This window comes from Mesorhizobium sp. WSM4810, assembly GCF_055811235.1.
The window spans coordinates 70,026-89,626 of the sequence record NZ_JBVVQV010000028.1 but is presented as its reverse complement, the minus strand read 5'-3'; the positions used below and the strand labels follow the sequence as shown (position 1 = coordinate 89,626).

The following is a 19,601-nucleotide window of genomic DNA, read 5'->3' as shown; positions in this document are numbered from 1 at the left end:
GGCGCCCCCAATGAACCCCGGAGCCAAAGCAGGAACAAATGGGGCGCCACAGCTGAACAAGGAGACGGAACGACTGAAAGATCACCTTGACAAAGATTAGCCCATACAAGCGAGCGAGCGGCGTAGCGGCAGTCATCGATGTTCTTCGGTAGCGTTGGGTTGCTGACACAACCTGATTCGAAGGAACCACCGATGACCAAGCCCCAAACCTTTTCCGACCGGCTCCGTTCCAAAAAAGGGGGCGGCATTGCTGCCGCCCTTTGAGATTGGTGAGAGGCGCAGACCTTAGAAACCCATACCACCCATGCCGCCGCCGCGATGCAGCCCTGAAAGTGTCGAGCGAATCGATGGTGTTCGGAAGCTCGACCCACAGGATGAATCCACCCTGCGAATCGGTAACCTTTGTGCCTTCCGCGACCGCCAGGGCGCTTCGTCGCACCGTAGAGAGCGAGTGTGAGGCGCTGAGCATCTACCAGCGCCCGAGACGTGCCGAGCTCTTGCGTGGAGCTATGCGGGATGTCTCCTGTAGCATTATCTCCCGCAACCAGAGGCTTGCCCGTTCATTGTAATGTATCTCTATCCACAGGGTGGATGCTCTCATTGAAACAAACGATTTTATCAATCGTCCGGAATCTCGCATTGACAGCACCTCACACGCCCTGATCGCCCGCTACCCTTATCGTGTGACGACTGCGAAAAAAGAGCCCGAAAGGTGAAATTTCCATGAGCTCAGACGTGCGATGGAAGTTGCCCCTGGAAAATGAGTTGCAGTTGGATGCCTACGCCGCAGACCAACCGGAACTCATCAGGTCTCTTTAATCCGAATGAGTTGCAGTTGGATGCCTACGCCGCAGACCAAACCGGAACTCATCAGGTCTCTTTAATCCGATTGCTGTTGGTGAGTGGCACAAGCCTGGTCAGGACGATTTTCGCGACGTGACTGGCAGAGGTATGACGCCGCACCCACGTCAAAAGGCATTGCTATGGAAAGGAACAGAATGGCTGATCAACTCGCAACGGAAATCATTGCCACGATCAAGAACCGCCTCGAATCGGAGAGCGGCCAGGGAAAGAGTGTGTCCATCATCGGCGAAATAACGACTGCCACGGAACTGACCTCGCTCGGAGTCGATTCGCTGGGTCTGGCGGATCTCCTCTGGGATGTGGAGCAGGCCTACGACATCAAGATAGACATGAACGCGGCCGACGCCTGGTCGAATCTCAAGAATGTCGGCGACATGGTGGAAGCCGTCCGCGGTTTGCTCGCGAAGGAGGTCTGATTGGACAGGCGAGTCGTCATTACTGGGATGGGCGGACTTTGCGGCCTAGGCAACAACGCCGCCTCCATCTGGAAAGAGATGCGCGAAGGCCGCTCCGCCATCCGCCCGATGGTCAGTTCCGAGCTTCATGAGATGAAGGGCATTGTCGGTACCGAGATCAAGGAACTGCCCGAGCACGACATCGGCCGCAACCAGCTCGTCTCCATGGACCGCGTCGGCTTGCTCGCTGTGCTTGCAGCGCGCGAAGCCATGCAACACGCTGGACTTTCCTGCGATCAGGGAAATCCGAATCGCTTCGGCGCGACAGTGGGTGTCTGCGGCTGGGGCTGGGGAACGGTTGAAGACACCTACCGCGCCCTCCTTTTGGGCGGCGCGAAGCGTGCTGGCATTTACACTGCACCAAGGGGGTTGCCGAGCGCCGCTGCCAGCCAGGTCAGCATGAGCCTCGGCCTGCGCGGCCCGGTCTTTGCCATCGCCTCCGCATGCGCATCAGCCAACCATGCGATCGCTTCGGCGGCGGATCAGATCAGGCTCGGCCGGGCCGACGTGATGCTTGCCGGGGGCGCCGAAGCGCCGCTCGTATGCCTTCAGATGAAGGCATGGGAAGCAATGCGCGCGCTCGCTCCGGATACTTGCCGGCCCTTCTCCGCCGACAGGAAGGGAGTGGTGCTAGGCGAGGGTGCGGGCATGGCCGTGCTGGAAAGCTATGAGCATGCCGCGGCGCGCGGTGCCACAATGCTTGCCGAGATCGCAGGGATCGGCCTTTCCGGCGATGCCTTCCACATCGTCGCGCCGTCTATCGAGGGGCCGGAGGCCGCGATGCGCGCTTGCCTTGCCGACGCCGGGCTGAATGCCGAGGACGTGGACTACCTTAACGCCCATGGCACCGGCACCAAGGCCAACGATCAGACCGAGACGGCGGCAATCAAGCGCGTCTTCGGAGACTATGCCTATTCGATGTCTGTCTCGTCCACCAAGTCCATGCATGCGCATTGCCTCGGCGCAGCGAGCGCACTTGAAATGATCGCCTCCGTGATGGCGATCCAGGAGGGCGTCGTGCCGCCGACCGCCAATTATCGCGAGCCGGACCCCGATTGCGATCTCGACGTCACGCCCAATGGGGCGCGCGAGCGCAAGGTGCGCGTGGCACTGAGCAACGCCTTCGCCATGGGCGGCATGAACGCAGTTCTGGCGTTCAAGCAGGTGTAGAAGCCATTCGAGATGCCTCCAGTAACTCCATCTCTCGTATGGCCGGATCACGATTGTAAAGGACGTCGCCTTGGACCGCCTCGGGGAATGCGCCAAGTGGCAGCGGAAGCTGGACGAGCCGGGGTCCGTTTTTTTCAAAATTCTCAACTGTTGAAGCGACTTGGACGTACCGCTACCCGGAAGGTTTAGCGAGGCCCTTCGAGTTCGGCTCGAGGGCCTGTCCAAAGCTGTACCCGATAATGTCTGGAAGGCGCAGGGCCGCCAGTGACCGCTCCCGTGCGAAGCCGGTCCTTAGAAAGGGAATCGATAAATGTTCGATCTGACCGGCCGCAAGACGCTCGTCACAGGCGCATCGGGAGGCATCGGCGAGGCGATCGCCAGGGTGCTGCATGCGCAGGGCGCTGTCGTCGGCCTGCACGGCACCCGCGTCGAGAAGCTGGAAACGCTGGCGGCCGAGCTCGGCGACCGGGTCAAGCTGTTCCCGGCGAACCTTTCCAATCGCGAAGAGGTCAAGGCGCTCGGCCAGAAGGTCGAGGCCGATCTCGAAGGCGTCGACATTCTCGTCAACAATGCCGGCATCACCAAGGACGGGCTGTTTGTGCGCATGTCGGACGCCGACTGGGATTCGGTGCTCGAGGTCAATCTGACCGCCGTGTTCCGGCTGACCCGCGAACTCACCCATCCGATGATGCGGCGCCGGCATGGCCGCATCATCAACATCACCTCTGTGGTTGGCGTCACCGGCAATCCCGGCCAAACCAACTACTGCGCCTCCAAGGCCGGCATGATCGGCTTTTCCAAGTCGCTGGCGCAGGAGATCGCCACGCGCAACATCACCGTCAACTGCGTCGCGCCGGGCTTCATCGAATCGGCGATGACCGACAAGCTCAACGACAAGCAGAAAGAGGCGATCATGGCGGCGATTCCGACACGGCGCATGGGCACCAGCGCCGAAGTTGCCTCCGCCGTCGCTTACCTCGCTTCCAACGAAGCCGCCTATGTCACCGGCCAGACCATTCACGTCAATGGCGGCATGGCGATGATTTAGCGTGAAAAGTTCAGTGCGGCCCGATGACGGCTATCAACAGTGGGGGAAGGTTCGCACCCATAGCAGTCGGTTGGTCTGGCAACTGACGAGCGGGTCGGTCGGGCAACTGGCCGGGTCGAAGCCTCCTGATCAAGGCCGCCGTGGGCGGAGATTTAGATCAAGTTCTTTGAACCGCATGTCTTTTCCTATCCATAGCGTGGATGCATTAATCCAAAGAAACGATTTTGCCAATGCCGCAGAACGTCGCATAGTAATATTTCAAAGATGTAAGCCATAGCTAGTTATCGAATTTTTGCATTGGTTCAGAGCAGTATTGTTCTGGTGTGCGCCTTCCGGTGTGCTCGGAACACAACGGGGTCGCATGTTCATTGCGGCTAGTTTCTTCGGTGCGCCAGCTACATCGAGCCGGCTCGATTCGACAAGCGTCCCCCTGCTAGGCGCTTCCCCAACAAAATAGCAACAAAGATGAGGTTTTCCATGTGCTCTGACGTGCGGTGGAGGTTGTGCTGGGAAAATGAGTTGCAACAGGCCGATCATGTCGAACTCTCCGAGTTTTTCCGAAAGACCTACGGACCGACTGGGGCCTTCAACTCAGAGCCATTCGAAGGCGGCCGTAGCTGGGCCGGTGCGAGGCCGGAACTCCGCGCAATCAGCTACGACGCGCACGGCGTAGCGGCTCATATCGGCATACTACGCCGCTTCATCAAGGTTGACGAGGTCGAGCTCCTAGTGGCCGACCTGGGGTTGTACGGGGTGCGTCCGGATCTTGAGGGACAAGGGATCAGTCATTCAATGCGCGTTGTATATCCAGTATTGCAGCAGCTTGGGGTTCCATTCGCTTTCGGCACCGTTCGGCACGCGATGCGGAACCATATGGAAAGGTTCTGCAGAGACGGCCTGGCGGCGATTGTGTCGGGCGTTCGCGTGCGGTCCACTCTCGCAGATGTGTATCTCGACCTGCCGCCCACGCGCGTGGAGGACGTGCTCGTAGTGGTTGTGCCGATTGGACGCTCGATGAGCGAGTGGCCATCCGGCACCCTGATCGTTCGGAACGGTCCGGAGCTATGAACATCTTGAAGTGCCGGGTGATGGCGCCGGCGCCAAGCGCGAGACCGATGTCGAGAATGGGCGCGCTGTGGGTAAGCCAGCCAATCGATATGAGGTCCACGCCGGTCGCCGCAGTTGCCGGGGCGCTCGCCCGCGTTACTCGGCCCAAGGTCTCGGTGATCGCGCGGCGCCCGACATAGCCACAGCCTGCGCAAGCTCCTCGACCGACATGTTGTCGAGGCGTCGACGCCCACTGTAAGGGCTATCTCCAACTGGTCCAGCCTGTCCACCTCTACCTCGATCTTGTATGTGACCTATGACGCTACGCGCCCGCTCGATTGCGGTGGGGATGTCGCGGCAATGGCCGATGTGGTTGTCCTTGATGAGCACCGCGTCGTCGAGCGCGAAGCGGTGATTGGCGCCTGACCGCATATCGCTTCGACAAACGCGGCCGTAGCCTTGCCCGCTTGGCGCGCGTTAAGCGAAAGCTTGGCTTTGCAATCGGCGGCGATAATTGCATCGCTCGTGATATCGCCGGCTCTGCCCAGGTCTTCCAGCAGGTCACGGCGCACGATGGGCTCCATGATGATCTGAGGAAGTGGTGCAAGTGAAGTCATGTCAACGGCTCCGTTCGGATGTCGTCGTCGCGGCCGCGCTCATGGCCGGCTGACGTGGGTCATGCTGCGTGCTGCCGCCGTAAGGTTCCGCTGGGATTAGCTGTGACGCACAACGAGAGGGTTCAGGTCAACGCCCTGGAACCCATGTCACTAGCTATCCATGACGTGGATGCGTTTCATCGAAACAGACGATTTTACCGATGGTACGGCACGTTGCATAGAAAGAATTCAAGGATGTAAGGCTTAGGGAAGTGGTTGATGTTTGCGTTGGCTCCGAAGAGCATTCTCTGGTCTGCGTCGAAGACCCGTCCAGGCGCGCGTCCATCGCGGCCAGGCACTTCCGCGATCGACGCAAGCTACATCGCATTGGCGCAGCACGACAAGCTTCCCCGAATTGCGCAGGCGCTTGCCTCAAAGACAGCAGCAAAGCTGAGGCTTGTGGTGTTCTGGAAAGAGGCAATTTAGATGCTTGTTGATGGCTCAAGGATGGATCGGTTCGTTGTTTCTCGACGGCGCACGGGTTTCGGTGATTGCCTGTGGTCTCTCGCGTCGGCATGGGACTACGCACATCGGACGGGACGGGCTTTAGCAATAGATTGGCGCGGCTCTTGTTACCTCGACAACCCGTTTGCGAATGCCTTTCCGGCTTTCTTCAAGCCAATTGAAGAGATCGGTGGTGTACGGGTCATTTGCGATGACGAGATCAACCACGTCTCATTCCCCGGTCCCTTCTTCCCGTCGTGGTGGAACAAGCCATCCATCGACTGCGTGTACCGTCCGGATGAACAGATTTTCCAAGAACGTGACGAGCTTAACGATCTTTTCCAGGCCCAAGATGATTGTGAAGCCAACACGGTAGTGTGTGATGCTTGCTTGATGTGGCGCTGCGATGAGCAAGCCGAGCGAACGATATTTCGGAGCATCAGACCGAGGGTCGAAATTGAGGATCGGATTGAAGCGCTCTACCAGGAACATTTTGACGGGCACAGCATAATTGGAGTCCATGTCCGCCACGGCAACGGCGAAGGTATTATGGATCACGCACCTTACTGGGCTGATCCAAAGGTTGCCTTAGAGCAGGTATGCACTGCCATTCGTATGGCCAAAGCGCAACCGCATCCAAGGCCTGTAAGGGTGTTCTTGTGTACAGACAGCGCCCAGGTTGTTGATCACTTGTCGGGCGTATTTCCCGAACTTTTCACCGTCCCAAAACGCTTCCAAGCGGATCAGGCCGGCCCCTTACACAGTGCAGCACTGGGCACCGACGGGGGTTTTTCCGCTCTCGTTGAGATGTATCTCCTCGGTAGATGCGACACTGTAATTCGCTTTCCTCCGACTAGCGCCTTCACACGCTATGCCCGCCTCTTCGTGCCACGAATTGTCGAATTCGATTTGAATGACCCGCGTCGTTTGATCTTGATTGATAACTCTTTCGAACGTTCCCCGGCTCCATGAAAGGGTTGGCAGCCCGCTCGAACTCTCCCTAGCCTTCGCGCAGAGGCCCCGTTCGCCCTGCCAATGCGCCCCATTTTTCGCCACGCAATCCCGCCGCAGGCGAGTATTTTCTTGGGCGCGTCAAAATCAAAAGGATTCAAGCTTGTCAAAGAGAAAAGTCGCTTTAATCACCGGGGTCACGGGCCAAGACGGTTCTTACCTCGCAGAATTGCTTTTAGAAAAGGGCTATTCTGTGCACGGGATAAAGAGACGATCGTCTCTTTTTAATACGGGCCGTATAGACCATCTCTATCATGACCCTCATGAAACTGGCGTTGATCTTACACTTCACCACGGGGACTTGACAGATTCGTCCAGCCTTACGCGCGTCATTCAACTGGTTCAGCCGGACGAAATTTACAATTTGGCAGCTCAGAGCCACGTTGCAGTCTCCTTTGAAGAACCTGAATACACCGCGAACTCCGATGCCTTGGGTGCGCTGCGTATCCTCGAGGCAATTCGGATCCTGGGGCTCGTCGAGCATACGCGCTACTACCAAGCCTCGACGTCTGAGCTCTACGGGCTGGTGCGGGAAACGCCACAGACCGAGACGACACCGTTCTACCCCCGATCACCCTACGCTGTTGCCAAATTGTATGCTCACTGGATCACCGTAAATTATCGAGAAGCTTACAATTTGTATGCATGTAACGGTATTTTATTTAATCATGAGTCACCCGCGCGCGGTGAAACATTTGTAACGCGCAAAATCACGCGTGCCCTGGCTCGGGTTAAGCTTGGAATGCAGCGGACTCTATTCCTGGGCAACCTTAATGCGCGTCGCGATTGGGGGCACGCTCGAGACTACGTCCAGATGCAGTGGTTGATGCTGCAGCAGGAGCAACCTGAAGACTTTGTTATTGCTAGCGGTGAGCAACATTCGGTGCGCGAATTCGTCACCGTCGCGGCCGCTGAACTCGGCATCGATGTTCGTTGGGTTGGGGAAGGGGTCGACGAAGAGGGGTACGATGCAAAGACGGGAGCTCTGATCGTAAAAGTAGATCCCCGTTATTTTCGTCCTGCAGAAGTCGAGACACTTCTCGGCGATGCCCGCAAGGCCAAAGAAAAACTTGGGTGGGCGCCCAAAATCTCCTTCATCGAATTGGTTAGGGAGATGGTTCGGGAAGATTTGCGCATGGCAGAGCGTGACGCAGTGCTGATGAAGCAGGGTTATTATTCACACAGTCCACGAGAGTTATGCTGATAATGGTGGCGCCATGCTGGCTTGTTGTCAGTGATATTGTGGTCTTCTTAAGGAAAGTCCAGAGCCTTATCAATGGAAAACAAAAAGATGAAGAAAGTCTATGTGGCAGGCCATCGCGGCCTTGTTGGATCCGCCACAATGAGAGCCCTCGAGGCTTTAGGTTCCTATGAAATAATAACACGTACTCACGACCAACTGGATCTATTTGACCGGAGCGAGACGCGCAGGTTCTTCATGTCGCGGCGGCCTGATTACGTCGTAATGTGCGCCGCAAAGGTTGGTGGTATACTGGCGAACGCTAGCTCCCCTGTCGATTTCCTTCATAACAACCTCGCGATTCAAGTCAGTGTTTTTGATGCCGCTCACGCTTCCGGCGTCGAACGGATGATTTTTCTTGGCTCCTCGTGTATCTATCCACGCGACTGTCCGCAGCCGATACGGGAGGAATACCTTCTCACCGGTCCGCTTGAAGCGACTAATCGTCCTTACGCTTTGGCAAAAATCGCAGGTGTCGAATCATGCTGGTCTTTCAACCGGCAGTACAAGGCGCGCTATCTCGCGTTGATGCCGACCAGCTTATATGGTCCCGGCGATAATTATCACCCCGAAAATTGCCACGTTCTGCCCGCTCTGATACGCCGGTTTCATCAAGCTAAAATGAACGGCGATTCCTCGGTGGAGGTCTGGGGATCCGGAAACCCTCGGCGAGAGTTTATGTATTCGTCGGATGTAGGCGATGCCATTGCGTTCCTGCTTGGCCTGCCAGATTCAGATTTTGACGCCTTAACTGCCCCCGACACTGCGCCCCTGATTAATGTTGGCGTTGGCGAGGACGTCACAATTCGCGAGGTGGCGGAACTCGTCAAGGCGGCGGTCTGCTGGAAGGGCGATTTGGTATTCGACACGACGAAGCCAGATGGTACTCCGCGCAAGTTACTGGACGTAACGCGCTTGCGTAACCTTGGCTGGAAAGCCAAAACGTCCCTTGGTGCCGGGTTGCAAGCGACATACGAGGATTTTCTCCGCCTTCATGGGGCTTGACGTGGATGCGCGCATCCTGGTTGGACTGCATGTCCGACCGGGTGCAAGCTGGCTCAGTCAGGCCAAACAGGGACGCATACATGCCCAGAGGGGGCCGCAATATTGGCCTGTGCTAACGTTGCAAACCGGACCTCTCTGCCACCGGCGATGCAGAGGATCACCCAGAAGCTTGGCCAAGCCAATGGGAAGGCCGCACAACGGGGCGCACCTGGAACGGCTGTGCGTGAGCGCCGTCAACTCAAGCCACGAGTTAGAACTGCTCAACCTCACGGGAGCCGCTGCCTACGAACCTGGCCTCGACACGGACGCCAACCAGGCCCGCATCATGCCCCGGGGCAGTCCTTGTCCAAGGCGGTGCAAACGGAAATGGCGGACGTCGACGGTCAACTCGCGCTTATCCGCAGGCGATCGCGTCGCCATCCAAGATCGCGCCTTTTCGGCGCGGTCGGGCACCCTTCCGATCGGATTCAGTCGGCGTTGTTAGCGCCGAACTCACTCGCCTCAACGTCATGGCGCCACAAGCGCGGATTTGCGGCGCCATGGTGCGGGCATTTACAACCCTGCTGCAGCGGGTCTCGTTGATGGCGAAGCGGCTTGCCCTGAACCAGTCGCTCGCGTCTGCAGCTCGCCAAGCTGTCGCGCAGCGCGATCATCCTGATGCTCTGGGATGGCAGTGGCAGGTGACCGCCTATGCGGTGAGCTTGGCTTGGTTTGATTGGCATTATCATACCTTTTACGAAAAATGCTGTTCATTAGTCCGAGTTACTTAAAAGAATGAGTCGGACCTGCGCGGATGGCAGCATGAATCGGGATTTTGATCACTACCAGGAGAAAATATTCCTTTCATATCTACTCGCCGCGCCAACGCAACGGACGCAGAGACGGTCGGCCGTTTCAGTCACGCGCTACTCGATGAACTCTCTGGCGGGAAAGCGCCCACGCCCGACGTCGTGAGACAAAGCGCGGAGACAGTGCTTGCCGACGCCGGCGTGGTCGCTGTGATCGCAAGTGCAGATGACGAGCCGGTCGGCATCATGGTGCTGAATGAATGCACGGCGATCTATGCAGGAGGCAAGTTCGGCTACATTTCGGAGCTGTATGTTCGACCCGACATGCGCTCCAAAGGGATTGCCCCTCATCTGCTTGAGGTCGCCTCGCAGGAAAGCCGTGCTCGTGGTTGGAAGCGACTTGAGGTTGGAGCGCCCGGGCAACCAAAATGGAAGCGCACGCTCGATTTCTATCTGCGGAACGGGTTCGAGGAAGTCGGCCCTCGGCTCTGTCGGATAATCTAGACTCAGAGTTTGCTATAGGCTGGCTCAAAGCAACCTGCCGCACAATGTGACGGAACGGAAGCGGAACCATATAAATGCTACAGCCGAATGGTCGATAGTTGGCCATTTTCGCAGGTTAGGGCCGTCGGGGCCTTTTGCATCAGCGTTTTGGCTTTGGACTTCCTCGCGTTCTGCGACGAGGCGGGCATTGTGACGCCTCTGGCGATCGACCTCCGTTTCGGCTTCGAGGATACGCTTCAGCAGAGCGGCGTTCTCGGTGCCCAGGCGCCGCACTTCGATCTGCAGAACCTGGAAGCCATCGCTGCTGGGCGAGCTGCCGGGCCCGCTCGGGTGCGGCCTTGTCCAGACGGCGATCCGGGCATTGGAGCGTTTGATGAACGGCTTCAGGGCGTGCGATAAGGTCGCCTCGGCAATAAGCGTCACCGCGTCCTTCTTCTCGCTCTTCACCAGGAACAGACGGTTGCGGTCCTGCTGGGTGGAACGAGAGACCAGCGGAGCCGTCATTGCCAGCAACCGGTCGATCAGATTCGGAGCCGCATGTCGCCGTCGGCGATCGAAGGAGCGCCTTTGCGCGCGTTTCACCTTTGCGCCGGCCCGGGGCTTGGCCCACTCGACGAAGATACGATGCTCATCGAGCGGATGGCGCCAAGGGCGGACGGCCGCCCTTTGATACGGTGATGATGTTGAAGATCATGGTGCTGCAGGCGCTCTACTGTCTCTCGGACGATCAGGCCGAGTGTCAGATCCAGGACCGGCTGTCGCCGGTGGGCATGGCCCGCATATCCATCCCATGGATGCATTATATCCAAACAATCAAGTTTACCCATCCGTCATGATGCTGCATAGCGCCGTACAGGAAAGCCAATGTCCCGTGCTTTCCAGCTCACGTTCACGAGCGTGGACTTTGTAGGAAGACCAAGGCGAAACCGGCGCATCATAAGGGGCAGAGTATCCATGAACGGAATGGCGGCGGGGCAGGCCGGATCTGGGCGTTTTATTGCTTTAGAGGGGTTGAGGGGGCTGGCTGCAGTTGGCGTCCTCTTGTCTCACGCCCTCTTCGCTGTCGAGCCAGGGATATTCAAAACCATGTACCCGTTGGCGCAAGCAGCGTGGCCAGAAATCGGATGGCCTGCTCAGCTTCTAACTCTCCCCCCATTCAGCATGCTTATCAACGGAAGCTTTGCGGTTTGTGTATTCTTCGTTCTAAGCGGCTTCGTCCTTACCAAGTCTTTTGCTGACACTGGAAATGCGTCGGTGCTTGTATCCAGAGCAATCCGACGGATACCCCGCCTCGGCATTCCAATCGCAGCTTCAATCGTTTTTGCCGGTACCATTTTTGCCATGGGGCTGATGAGAAATCTTGAAGTTGCCCCACTCACGGGCTCGGTCTGGCTGACCTGGTATTACCCTAGCTCAATTACGGCCGCGACCATCGCCCAGGAGGCCCTATATGAGTCCTTATTTCTCGGTAAGAACAAACTCAATTCACCACTCTGGACGATGTCCATTGAGCTCGTGGGTTCATACTTAGCCTTCATGTTCGCCTTCGCTGCGAGGTGGTTCACCTTCGCCCTCGTCACAGTTTTTGCCGCGGCTCTCTCTTTTGCGGTCCATATAGCTTACCTGCCCTTCGCCTTGTCGTTCGGGGTCGGCGTCCTCCTGACTCGCGTTTCTCCAGCGAAATGGCCTCACGAAGCTAAGATCGTAATCTTTCTTGCTGCCATCTATCTTGGCGGCTTCTCAAACGCCATCTTGTATGAGCCGATCATCAAACTCTCCCCAATCGACTTTAATCCCCTGAAGGACGCAATGCACTGCGTCGGTGCAGCCTTCCTTGTCGCTAGCGTTCTCGCGCTTCCCTCGCTTCAGCGAGCCTTCTCGTCATACTTTTTCCCACTCCTAGGTCGATTGTCGTTCTCGGTCTACCTTCTTCATTTCCCTGTCCTTTGTTCCCTCGGGTGCTTTGTCTATCTCTGGACTATCCAATGGGGGCATGCCATTGCGGCTAGTAGCACTGTCGTCATTGTACTTGTAACCACCATCATTGCTGCGGTGCCGTTTCAGCGCCTTGTAGACGTGAAGTCCATGGAAGTAGCCAAGAGGGTGGACCAATACCTGAGAGGTTTTTGCGTAAGACTGCGGAGGCGTAGACTGGCGCTGCGCTCAACCATTTGAGCGGGACAAACATAGCTAATCATTCTGACCTCAATAAAACGAAAGGTGCCCTGCCTTGGAAGAATTCGTATCACGCATCGCCACCAATGTCGGCGTCGACCTGGCTCTCGCAGACAAGGCCGTTGGCATGATGCTGGGTTTCCTGCAACGCGAGGCAGCCGACGGTCCCGCTGCGCGCATGATCGAGGCCATTCCCGGAGCTTCGGAATTAGTGGCGAAGCATGATGGTGAGGACGCAGAGAGCGGCAGCGTCCTCGCCGGAGGCGGCGTGGTGGGTTTCGGCCAGCAATTGATGAACGAGGGTCTCAGCCTGGGAAATATCGCCGGCCTTGCTAACGAGACGATCGCCTTCGCCAAGGAACATGCCGGCGTCGAACTCGTGGACGAGGTCCTCAATTCCGTTCCGGGCCTTCCCCAGTTCGCCTGATCAGCAGCAGCCCGGTGGCATACGATTGTCGTGCGCCCGTCTCGGCCCGCTTGCGCAGCTAGAGCAGACTCGACTTATTCCGGGGTCATAGCCGTCTGCCTCGAAATAGTGCCTGCATTCCTCGGCCGTGAAAGCTGCGAGGCAGTTGGCCACGACCGACGTTCGTCGATGGTTCGGGTTGCAGCCTTTCTCAGGAGAGCCTTGAGCTTCGAGAAAGCCATCTCGATCGGGTTGAAGTCGGGCGAGTATGGCGGCAGGAACAGGAGCCGCGCCAACCTTCTCGATCACCTCGCGCGCGCCGCTGATCTTGTGGGCGGGCAGGTTGTCCATGACCGCGATGTCGCCGGGGCGAAGCTCGGGTGCGCGGACCTGCTGGGCGTAGGCGAGGAAGGCACAACCATTGATAGGGCCATCGAGCAGCATTGGCGCCGCCATGCCGCCCAGCCGCAGGCCGGCCGTGAAGGTGGTAGTCTTCCAATGGCCGTGAGGAACGGCCGCCCGGCATCGTTCGCCGCGCAGGCTGCGGCCACGCAACCGCGCCATCTTTGTGGATGCTGCGGTCTCATGGACGGAAATCAGCCTCTCGGGGTCGAGATCGAGCTGGCCATCGAACCAGGTTCTGCGGCGGCGCAGGACATTGGGGCGCTGCTGTTCGGCGGCGTGCGCCGTCTTGTTTTGAAACGTGATGCCGCGCCGGTCGAGGTACAGCCGGACCGTGGACGACGCTGCCCGCACGCCACGCTCGGCGGCAAGGCGCTCCCCGATCTCAGCAAGCGTGATGTCCGGCGCGTCCTCGATGAGGCCAAGAATAAAGGCCTCATGCGCATCGAGCTTCGAACGCGACGGCTGGCCCTGCTTGCGCGCTTCCATCTGGCCGGTCTCGCGATAGCGGCGATACCAACTCCCGGCCATCGAAATACCGATCCGGATGCGACGCGTCGCCTCCCGCGTCGAATCCCGACTTCAATGGCCGCAATCACGCGCCCACAAGGTCCGCCCTTGGGCTCCTCATCATCATCACATCCTCGTAAATCACCGGGACAGTGAATCAGACAGGATCTTCGCGTCATTCCCAAACCGACCCTGTTTTAATCGAAGATGCTCGAGGCATTCTCCGCCGAGTGTTCCGTACGGACCCCTGCCAGACCACCAACCGCCGGGCGCGCGAAGCGAAACCTTGCAGTTCATTCGTCTACCCCAAAATCGACCTCGGGCGTACCGATGTGCATAACTTTAGGCGGCAAAGGCTTGTCCTGAACGCTTTCGATGAAGCCCGCGAGATAAGCAAATATATTGTACTTCTCAAGTACCAACCGCTTCGCCTCTCGTATTGCATCGCGACGTTCCTTCCAGAGGTCCGAGTTGATTATTTCTCGGATCTTTTGAATTACGTTCTTGTCCTCTGGATCAATCAGAACCATTGAATCCGGCGGAAAGAACCTCGTGATTGCCGGGCTGCCGTAATAGATCGGCATTGTTTCAGCAACGAAGCAGTCCATAAGCTTCTCTGTAAAATAGTAATCAGCTCTAGTATTCTCGAAAGCTATACTGTAGCGGTAAGGTGCAAGTGCGTCCCATTTATCTCCAATCAGGTGAAAACCTCGGCCGAACAGGTCGAACTCGATCTCCTCTCTCAGCCGCTCCAAAAACGCCAGCCGATATCGATGTCCTTTAAGCAGGGCGATGTTGCTGGTAATCCATGAGAGCCGACGCGGCTTGTCAACGACTTCGCTGACCAGAAGTTGGTCATATGACTTTCTTACAGACCAAGACCGAGTGATAGGTGGAGACAAGACGAACCGACGCCCTGCATTCTGCTGGGCTACCAACTCTGCGTCAGACGTCAAAACGATGGTATTTTCCCCCTGCCCTAGATGGAGGGCGCGATGAGCTTTCGTCGGCGGTTCGCCGATCGCAAAAATTGTCCTGTTCGGGCTCGCCTCGATATCAACAGGAAGTCCAAAAACAGAAGGAGAGTTAAAGATTATATGCCAATCCGGCGTGAAGGATGTCTTGCGGACAAAAGCGACATCGTTCCAGATTCCACTGCCCTTTGGAGTGAGATGGTGGATGGCGTCATCCAGACCGCCCCAAGAATCGAGGCATGCAGCAACAATGGGCGCCGGACGTTCCGTCAGCAATTTGGCGCTAGACAAAGTAGTTCGACCCCTTCACTTCGGTGGTACCGGCAGTAATTTCTGCACCAGGGCCAGACCTCTCTGCGCCTATTCCCGTCGTGAGATGAAGCTAAAACGATCGGAATCGATGGCTAAACGGGACGCAGGTAAGCCCTTCGATATCGAAAAATTTGGGAGAACTGCACAAAGGCTTGTAACCCCTCCTCCTCCATCTCAATCGGCTTCCATAATCTAGCTCTGACTATTTTTGATGCAGTTTGGGAGTTCTGTCCAGAGTCTTCTGCAAATTTGCGATCACGGTCGCCGGTGTTGGCGGGTCAGGCGCGGCGTCTTCAAGTAACGCATGCGCCCAGCCCGCCCGCCGCCGTCAGGCGGCCTTGGGGTGCTCCAGCTTGCGCAGCATCTCCTTCTTGTCCTCGGCCAGGTGCTCTATGTTGAGATTCGCATGGCCTCCAGCCAGTTTTCGTGTGTTTCGACGGCGAGCGCGCGGACGAGCCGCAGACAGCTCTCATCGCTGGGAAAGATGCGCACCACATGGATGCGCCGCTTGATCTCCTGATTGAGCCGCTCCAGGATCTTGGTGCTCTTCAGGCGCTTGTGATGCTGGCGTGGCAGCCGGTTGAAGGTGAGCGTCTCCTCGATGTTGTCCTCCACCCACTGGCACAGCTTGCAGCAGCGCGTCTCCCACTTGGCCAGCCATTGGGCGAGGTCGGGCCGCACTTCGGAAAGGTCGCGCCGGTCATACATCCAGCGCAGTACCTGCAGGCAGTCATCATCGATCCATTGGGCCGGCAAGATGTCTCGCGAGCAGATCGAAGCCGGCCGTGCCTATGACCGCCTTCTCAAGCGCGGCGCCCAGCCGAAGGGCTCAAGGCCATCGTCGCATGGTTCAAGCGCCTGTGGATCAAGTTCATCGGTTGATCAGTGTGCGGCCGACGGCATCGCCTTTGCAAGCAAAGATCAGGTTGACGACGCCTTCGGGAAAGCCGGCCGCGCACATTGCGCCTGCAACAAGCGGCGTCTGTGCGGCAGGTTTCAATATCACAGTGCAGCCCGCCGCCAGAGCCGGTGAGATCTTGCGCACCACCATTGAAGCCGGGAAATTCCATGGCGTGATCGTGCCAACAACGCCGATTGGCTGCTTGACCACCAGCATGCCCCGGTCAGTCGAGGGCGGGAAGATCGTCTCGCCATAGATGCGGTTGGCCTCTTCGGCATACCATTGCAGATATGCCGCCGCATGCGAGACTTCCGACTTGGCTTCGGCAAGCGGCTTGCCCATCTCAGCTGTGAGGATGGCAGCGAGGTCGTCGGCGTGGTCGATGATCAATTGATGCCAGCGCCAGAGCGAGTCCCGGCGATCCCGGGCGGTCAACGCCGCCCATCCAGCCTGCGCCGTATAAGCCTTGTCGATCGCCGTGCGCGTCTCAGCGGCCATGTCGGGTAGCTCTGCCAACACTTCGCCGGTGGATGGATTAAAGACCCTCGAACTTTCGCTCACCCAACAACGTGCCAAGCGTCGGCATGCGGTCGACAGCGCCGAACAGGTCGGGGAGTTTCAGATGGCGCATCAGCGGCTGGCACGCAGGCATCCCGGCTTTCTCTTCAAAACGGCGGTTGGCTGCGTCAGGATGTGTAACCGCACTTCGCATAGGACCTCGAGCGACGGGCCCCTGTCGACCTGCCGACCGCGTTATGGAACAGGAACGACCGTTCCTGGAACGAGAATTCCTGTTCAGCGCCTTTCTCGCCCGCACGCCTGGCGGGGGCACCGAGCGTTGAGCCCTGCGATCTAATAACCGCAGCGCAAGGCATGGCATCCACGCATCCGCGGGAAGCGGCAATTTGGCCTAAGCTTTGACGGCGCCCGCGCGCCTGACGACGCGTGCCGGGTGCTCGTGAACCGAGCCCGCTTCTTCTTCGGCAGGCTCAGGCGGTCTCGGCCATCCGGATTCGCCCCCTGGCGCGGGCAGCCTGTCGGCTGCTGACGGTCGCCGGCCAGCCGGCCGGCGTCGATTTTGTGGTGGCCTTCCCCGGAAGCGGGGTGGGCGGCACTCCCTTCTAGGCCAGCCGCGGCATCCCGCAACCCTTCGCTTCGCTTCGGGTCCTCCTCTTCGTTCCGGTCCTTCGGATGCGGTCCGCCTCCGACGGCGGGCCTTTCCGGTCGTTTTCGCCGCCCACCCCGCTTCCGGGGGAGGGCGCAATTGGCGAACGGAGGACCAGACAATGCGTGCAAACAACAAGCATTCCGGCAGCCGCGAGGCTGGCGCGGGCAAGGGCGGGCGCTCAGGCGCCAGCCTCTATCAGGAGATCACAGACCGTATCGTTGCCGAACTGGAGCGCGGCACCAGGCAGCCCTTGGCCTGCCCAGGAATGCAGCCACCCAGCGCCGCTATTCCGGCATCAATATCCTGATCCTGTGGGGCGCCGTCACCGAGCGCTCACAGCGATAGCCGGCGGCAATGGCGACGCCTTTGCCCTCGCCACCGTCTTCGCCCGTTTGCTCGCACTTTGCGACGACGACGTCTTGTCATGGCCGAGACGCTCGAGGCCGGCAGCGCCGTGGTCGAAGCGGTCGGCAACCAATCTGAGCATCGACTGGGCGCACGGTCGATCAATGGGCCGGGGTCCAGCCGCTGTTCGTCCGCGAATAGGTGCCAAGCCGGGCGGCGGCTCTTTCGAGTGCCGCCGCCCCGCTTGCCTGCCGCTGGAATACTGGCTGATGCGAAAACGAGGCGATGACAGCCCGATCACGCTGACCGGCGAAGCCGGCTTGGCTTCGTCGAAGATCCGTTTGGCTCCATATACACCGTGCCTTCGCGCACGCCACGGCTGATGATGGAAGTCGGCTTCGGCGTGTCGCTGCCCTCGCGCCGGCGCTTCCATGGCGAGCCGGTCATTCGCTGATATCGCAAAAGTCCTGAAACACCCTTCCCAGACCAGACGCGCCTGGTTCCCCTTAGCTGGTGCCATTGCGTCGTCATGGGGTCAGCTGGCACACGACTGGATTGGATCGAGGTCATCTGACGCCGGTCCCGCCTCGACTGACCCAGATCAAGGCCATGTCCTCGTCGGCGTGGTTTGATCGACAGTCCTTCAAGGGAAAACGCATGTGCTGACCGACAGCCTGATCGTCGCTCCCAACGTCTTGACAATCCAGACCATACGGCGGGCAAATGACGATTCACCGGCCAGGAACCGACGTGAGAAACCCGCTTGAGGCGATGCGGCGGGCACTGGATCGCAGCGCAATCGATGCGCGACATGCGGCTCGACTCCAGCAACGTCTCACGAAGATAGCCAACGCGCTGGCGGCACGCTGATGGCCGGCTTTGACGACAGCTTCGACATCATTGTCGTTGGCGCCGGGCCGGTCGGACTTTCCTTCGCCGCATCGCTTGCCCACAGCGAGCTCAAACTGGCGGTTGTCGAAGGGCAGTCCCTGCAAACACTGGCAAGTGCGGCTTTCGACGGTCGCGAGATCGCGCTCACCCACGCCTCGACTGGAATCCTTCGCGAGCTCGGCGCCTGGGATGTTATCCCCGCTTCGGACAAGTCACCGCTTCAAGGCGCACGCGTCCTCAACGGATCGAGTCCTTTTGCGCTGTGTTTCGATTCCCCCGACGGATCCACGGAACCACTGGGCGTTCTGGTTCCGAATTGCCGGATCCGCGATGCCCTTTTCAAGATCATCCGCTTGCAGGGCCATGCCCGGCTGCTGTGCGGCCACTCGGTCGCGCGTGCAACAAACAGCCATCAGGGAGCAGTCGTAACGCTCTCCAATGGCAGGCAGCTGACCGCTCGGCTTCTCGTTGCCGCCGATTCGCGTTTGTCCGCCACCCGCGATCTGCTCGGCATCGGCGCCGATATCAATCGGCTTGGCAGCTCAATGCTGATTTGCCGGGTGTGGCACGAGCGCCCCCACCACCAGATCGCGATCGAATGGTTCGACCACCATCAGACGATAGCGATGTTGCCCCTCGCGCGAGGCATGTCGTCGCTGCTTTTGACTTTGCCCTCAAACGAGGCCGACGGACTGCTTGCCCTCGACGACGAGTTGTTCCTGATGGAGTTGACGAAGCGCTGTCGAGGGCGCCTCGGCAACATGAGCTTGGCAAGCAGCCGCCATATCTATCCGTTGGTCACCACCTGGGCCCACATGTTCCGGGCGCCGAGCGCCGCATTGATAGGCGACGCTGCCATTGGCATGCACCCGGTGACCGCGCATGGCTTCAACATCGGCCTCGGCGGCCAGAGGCAACTCGCCCGTGGTATCCTGGCAGCATGGCGCGACCGTCGCGACATTGCCGATCCCGACATGCTCCACAGATATGAAAGCCGACTGCGCCTGTCGGCGGCGCCGCTCTACCATGCTACGAATATTCTCGTCGGACTCTACTCAAGCGAGCACCCGGCGGCACGGCTTGCAAGACATGTGGGGCTGCGCTTCGGCCAGCATCTTCCCTTTGTCCGTCATGGCATTGCGGCCATGCTGAGGCGGTGAACCGCAGTCATCATAGCATCATCGTCAGCGTGCTGGCGTCGTAACAGGCTGGCGAGTTTGGTTCGATGTGAGAAATTTGTCGGCCGGCGCCACCCAGACGTGGTCCCAGCCACGCCCAATTCCGC

14 protein-coding genes and 6 pseudogenes are annotated in these 19,601 nt (G+C 58.8%); 14 read left to right on the top strand and 6 right to left on the bottom strand.

Features of this window, described 5'->3' with window-relative positions; genetic code table 11:
- Nucleotides 1-998: 998 nt before the first annotated feature.
- The 4 genes from AC0L3O_RS29255 to AC0L3O_RS29240 all read left to right on the top strand — a co-directional run bounded on the left by AC0L3O_RS29255 (nucleotide 999) and on the right by AC0L3O_RS29240 (nucleotide 4,605).
- Complete coding sequence (locus AC0L3O_RS29255) at nucleotides 999-1,280, top strand: acyl carrier protein (protein WP_065008438.1); 282 nt, start codon at nucleotides 999-1,001, stop codon at nucleotides 1,278-1,280.
- Complete coding sequence (locus tag AC0L3O_RS29250; RefSeq protein WP_473617355.1) at nucleotides 1,281-2,489, top strand: beta-ketoacyl-[acyl-carrier-protein] synthase family protein; 1,209 nt, start codon at nucleotides 1,281-1,283, stop codon at nucleotides 2,487-2,489.
- A gap of 310 nt (nucleotides 2,490-2,799) precedes the next feature.
- Nucleotides 2,800-3,537, top strand: a complete 738-nt coding sequence (gene fabG, locus AC0L3O_RS29245; RefSeq protein ID WP_473617354.1) for a 3-oxoacyl-[acyl-carrier-protein] reductase — start codon at nucleotides 2,800-2,802, stop codon at nucleotides 3,535-3,537.
- Between the two features lie 477 nt (nucleotides 3,538-4,014).
- Complete coding sequence (locus AC0L3O_RS29240) at nucleotides 4,015-4,605, top strand: NodA family N-acyltransferase (RefSeq protein WP_473617353.1); 591 nt, start codon at nucleotides 4,015-4,017, stop codon at nucleotides 4,603-4,605.
- 40 nt (nucleotides 4,606-4,645) lie between these two features.
- On the opposite strand, the pseudogene AC0L3O_RS29235 reads toward AC0L3O_RS29240, so the two are convergent.
- A pseudogene (locus AC0L3O_RS29235) lies at nucleotides 4,646-5,201 on the bottom strand (beta/alpha barrel domain-containing protein); the annotation flags it as partial.
- 465 nt (nucleotides 5,202-5,666) lie between these two features.
- On the opposite strand from AC0L3O_RS29235, the gene AC0L3O_RS29230 reads away from it, so the two are divergent.
- The 5 genes from AC0L3O_RS29230 to AC0L3O_RS29210 all read left to right on the top strand — a co-directional run bounded on the left by AC0L3O_RS29230 (nucleotide 5,667) and on the right by AC0L3O_RS29210 (nucleotide 10,232).
- Complete coding sequence (locus tag AC0L3O_RS29230) at nucleotides 5,667-6,656, top strand: nodulation protein NodZ (RefSeq protein WP_065010674.1); 990 nt, start codon at nucleotides 5,667-5,669, stop codon at nucleotides 6,654-6,656.
- A 142-nt stretch (nucleotides 6,657-6,798) separates the two neighbouring features.
- Nucleotides 6,799-7,899 (top strand): GDP-mannose 4,6-dehydratase, encoded by a 1,101-nt coding sequence (gene gmd, locus AC0L3O_RS29225; RefSeq protein ID WP_065010673.1) that lies wholly within the window; start codon nucleotides 6,799-6,801, stop codon nucleotides 7,897-7,899.
- An 87-nt stretch (nucleotides 7,900-7,986) separates the two neighbouring features.
- The gene (locus AC0L3O_RS29220; protein ID WP_245430169.1) at nucleotides 7,987-8,940 is read left to right on the top strand and encodes a GDP-L-fucose synthase family protein; all 954 of its coding nucleotides are present in this window, start codon (nucleotides 7,987-7,989) and stop codon (nucleotides 8,938-8,940) included.
- 539 nt (nucleotides 8,941-9,479) lie between these two features.
- On the top strand, nucleotides 9,480-9,710 hold the full coding sequence (locus AC0L3O_RS29215; protein WP_473617351.1) for a hypothetical protein: 231 nt from the start codon (nucleotides 9,480-9,482) through the stop codon (nucleotides 9,708-9,710).
- Between the two features lie 201 nt (nucleotides 9,711-9,911).
- Nucleotides 9,912-10,232, top strand: coding sequence for a GNAT family N-acetyltransferase (locus AC0L3O_RS29210; protein ID WP_473535611.1), 321 nt, complete (start codon nucleotides 9,912-9,914; stop codon nucleotides 10,230-10,232).
- 24 nt (nucleotides 10,233-10,256) lie between these two features.
- Here the strand turns inward: AC0L3O_RS29210 and AC0L3O_RS29205 are convergent, their stop codons facing one another.
- Nucleotides 10,257-10,814, bottom strand: coding sequence for a hypothetical protein (locus tag AC0L3O_RS29205; RefSeq protein WP_473617350.1), 558 nt, complete (start codon nucleotides 10,812-10,814; stop codon nucleotides 10,257-10,259).
- A gap of 65 nt (nucleotides 10,815-10,879) precedes the next feature.
- Here AC0L3O_RS29205 and AC0L3O_RS29200 point away from each other — a divergent pair.
- The 3 genes and pseudogenes from AC0L3O_RS29200 to AC0L3O_RS29190 all read left to right on the top strand — a co-directional run.
- Nucleotides 10,880-10,993 (top strand): annotated as a pseudogene (locus AC0L3O_RS29200) (transposase); the annotation flags it as partial.
- A gap of 103 nt (nucleotides 10,994-11,096) precedes the next feature.
- Nucleotides 11,097-12,407: an acyltransferase family protein gene (locus AC0L3O_RS29195; RefSeq protein WP_473533048.1), complete on the top strand. Its 1,311-nt coding sequence runs from the start codon at nucleotides 11,097-11,099 to the stop codon at nucleotides 12,405-12,407.
- Between the two features lie 55 nt (nucleotides 12,408-12,462).
- Nucleotides 12,463-12,834, top strand: a complete 372-nt coding sequence (locus tag AC0L3O_RS29190; RefSeq protein WP_473617349.1) for a hypothetical protein — start codon at nucleotides 12,463-12,465, stop codon at nucleotides 12,832-12,834.
- Nucleotides 12,835-12,915: 81 nt separating this feature from the next.
- Here the strand turns inward: AC0L3O_RS29190 and AC0L3O_RS29185 are convergent.
- From AC0L3O_RS29185 to AC0L3O_RS29170, 4 genes and pseudogenes are all read right to left on the bottom strand, one after another.
- Nucleotides 12,916-13,814, bottom strand: a pseudogene (locus tag AC0L3O_RS29185) (IS630 family transposase); the annotation flags it as partial.
- Nucleotides 13,815-14,018: 204 nt separating this feature from the next.
- Entirely contained in the window at nucleotides 14,019-14,990 is a 972-nt protein-coding gene (locus tag AC0L3O_RS29180) for a glycosyltransferase family 10 domain-containing protein (RefSeq protein ID WP_082982603.1), read from the bottom strand.
- Nucleotides 14,991-15,339: 349 nt separating this feature from the next.
- A pseudogene (locus AC0L3O_RS29175) lies at nucleotides 15,340-15,746 on the bottom strand (transposase); the annotation flags it as partial.
- A gap of 148 nt (nucleotides 15,747-15,894) precedes the next feature.
- Nucleotides 15,895-16,564 (bottom strand): annotated as a pseudogene (locus AC0L3O_RS29170) (aldehyde dehydrogenase family protein); the annotation flags it as partial.
- 634 nt (nucleotides 16,565-17,198) lie between these two features.
- On the opposite strand from AC0L3O_RS29170, the pseudogene AC0L3O_RS29165 reads away from it, so the two are divergent.
- Both AC0L3O_RS29165 and ubiM read left to right on the top strand, forming a co-directional pair.
- Nucleotides 17,199-17,416 (top strand): annotated as a pseudogene (locus tag AC0L3O_RS29165) (ArdC-like ssDNA-binding domain-containing protein); the annotation flags it as partial.
- Nucleotides 17,417-18,294: 878 nt separating this feature from the next.
- Nucleotides 18,295-19,476 (top strand): 5-demethoxyubiquinol-8 5-hydroxylase UbiM, encoded by a 1,182-nt coding sequence (gene ubiM, locus AC0L3O_RS29160; protein WP_065010661.1) that lies wholly within the window; start codon nucleotides 18,295-18,297, stop codon nucleotides 19,474-19,476.
- Nucleotides 19,477-19,601 lie beyond the last annotated feature (125 nt).

Excerpts from the sequence above, each read along its gene's own strand:
- AC0L3O_RS29255 (WP_065008438.1), top strand. The coding sequence starts at position 999 with ATGGCTGATCAACTCGCAACGGAAATCATTGCCACGATCAAGAACCGC.
- fabG (WP_473617354.1), top strand. The coding sequence starts at position 2,800 with ATGTTCGATCTGACCGGCCGCAAGACGCTCGTCACAGGCGCATCGGGA.
- AC0L3O_RS29240 (WP_473617353.1), top strand. The coding sequence starts at position 4,015 with ATGTGCTCTGACGTGCGGTGGAGGTTGTGCTGGGAAAATGAGTTGCAA.
- AC0L3O_RS29230 (WP_065010674.1), top strand. The coding sequence starts at position 5,667 with ATGCTTGTTGATGGCTCAAGGATGGATCGGTTCGTTGTTTCTCGACGG.
- AC0L3O_RS29220 (WP_245430169.1), top strand. The coding sequence starts at position 7,987 with ATGAAGAAAGTCTATGTGGCAGGCCATCGCGGCCTTGTTGGATCCGCC.
- AC0L3O_RS29215 (WP_473617351.1), top strand. The coding sequence starts at position 9,480 with ATGGTGCGGGCATTTACAACCCTGCTGCAGCGGGTCTCGTTGATGGCG.
- AC0L3O_RS29195 (WP_473533048.1), top strand. The coding sequence starts at position 11,097 with ATGTCCCGTGCTTTCCAGCTCACGTTCACGAGCGTGGACTTTGTAGGA.
- ubiM (WP_065010661.1), top strand. The coding sequence starts at position 18,295 with ATGGCCGGCTTTGACGACAGCTTCGACATCATTGTCGTTGGCGCCGGG.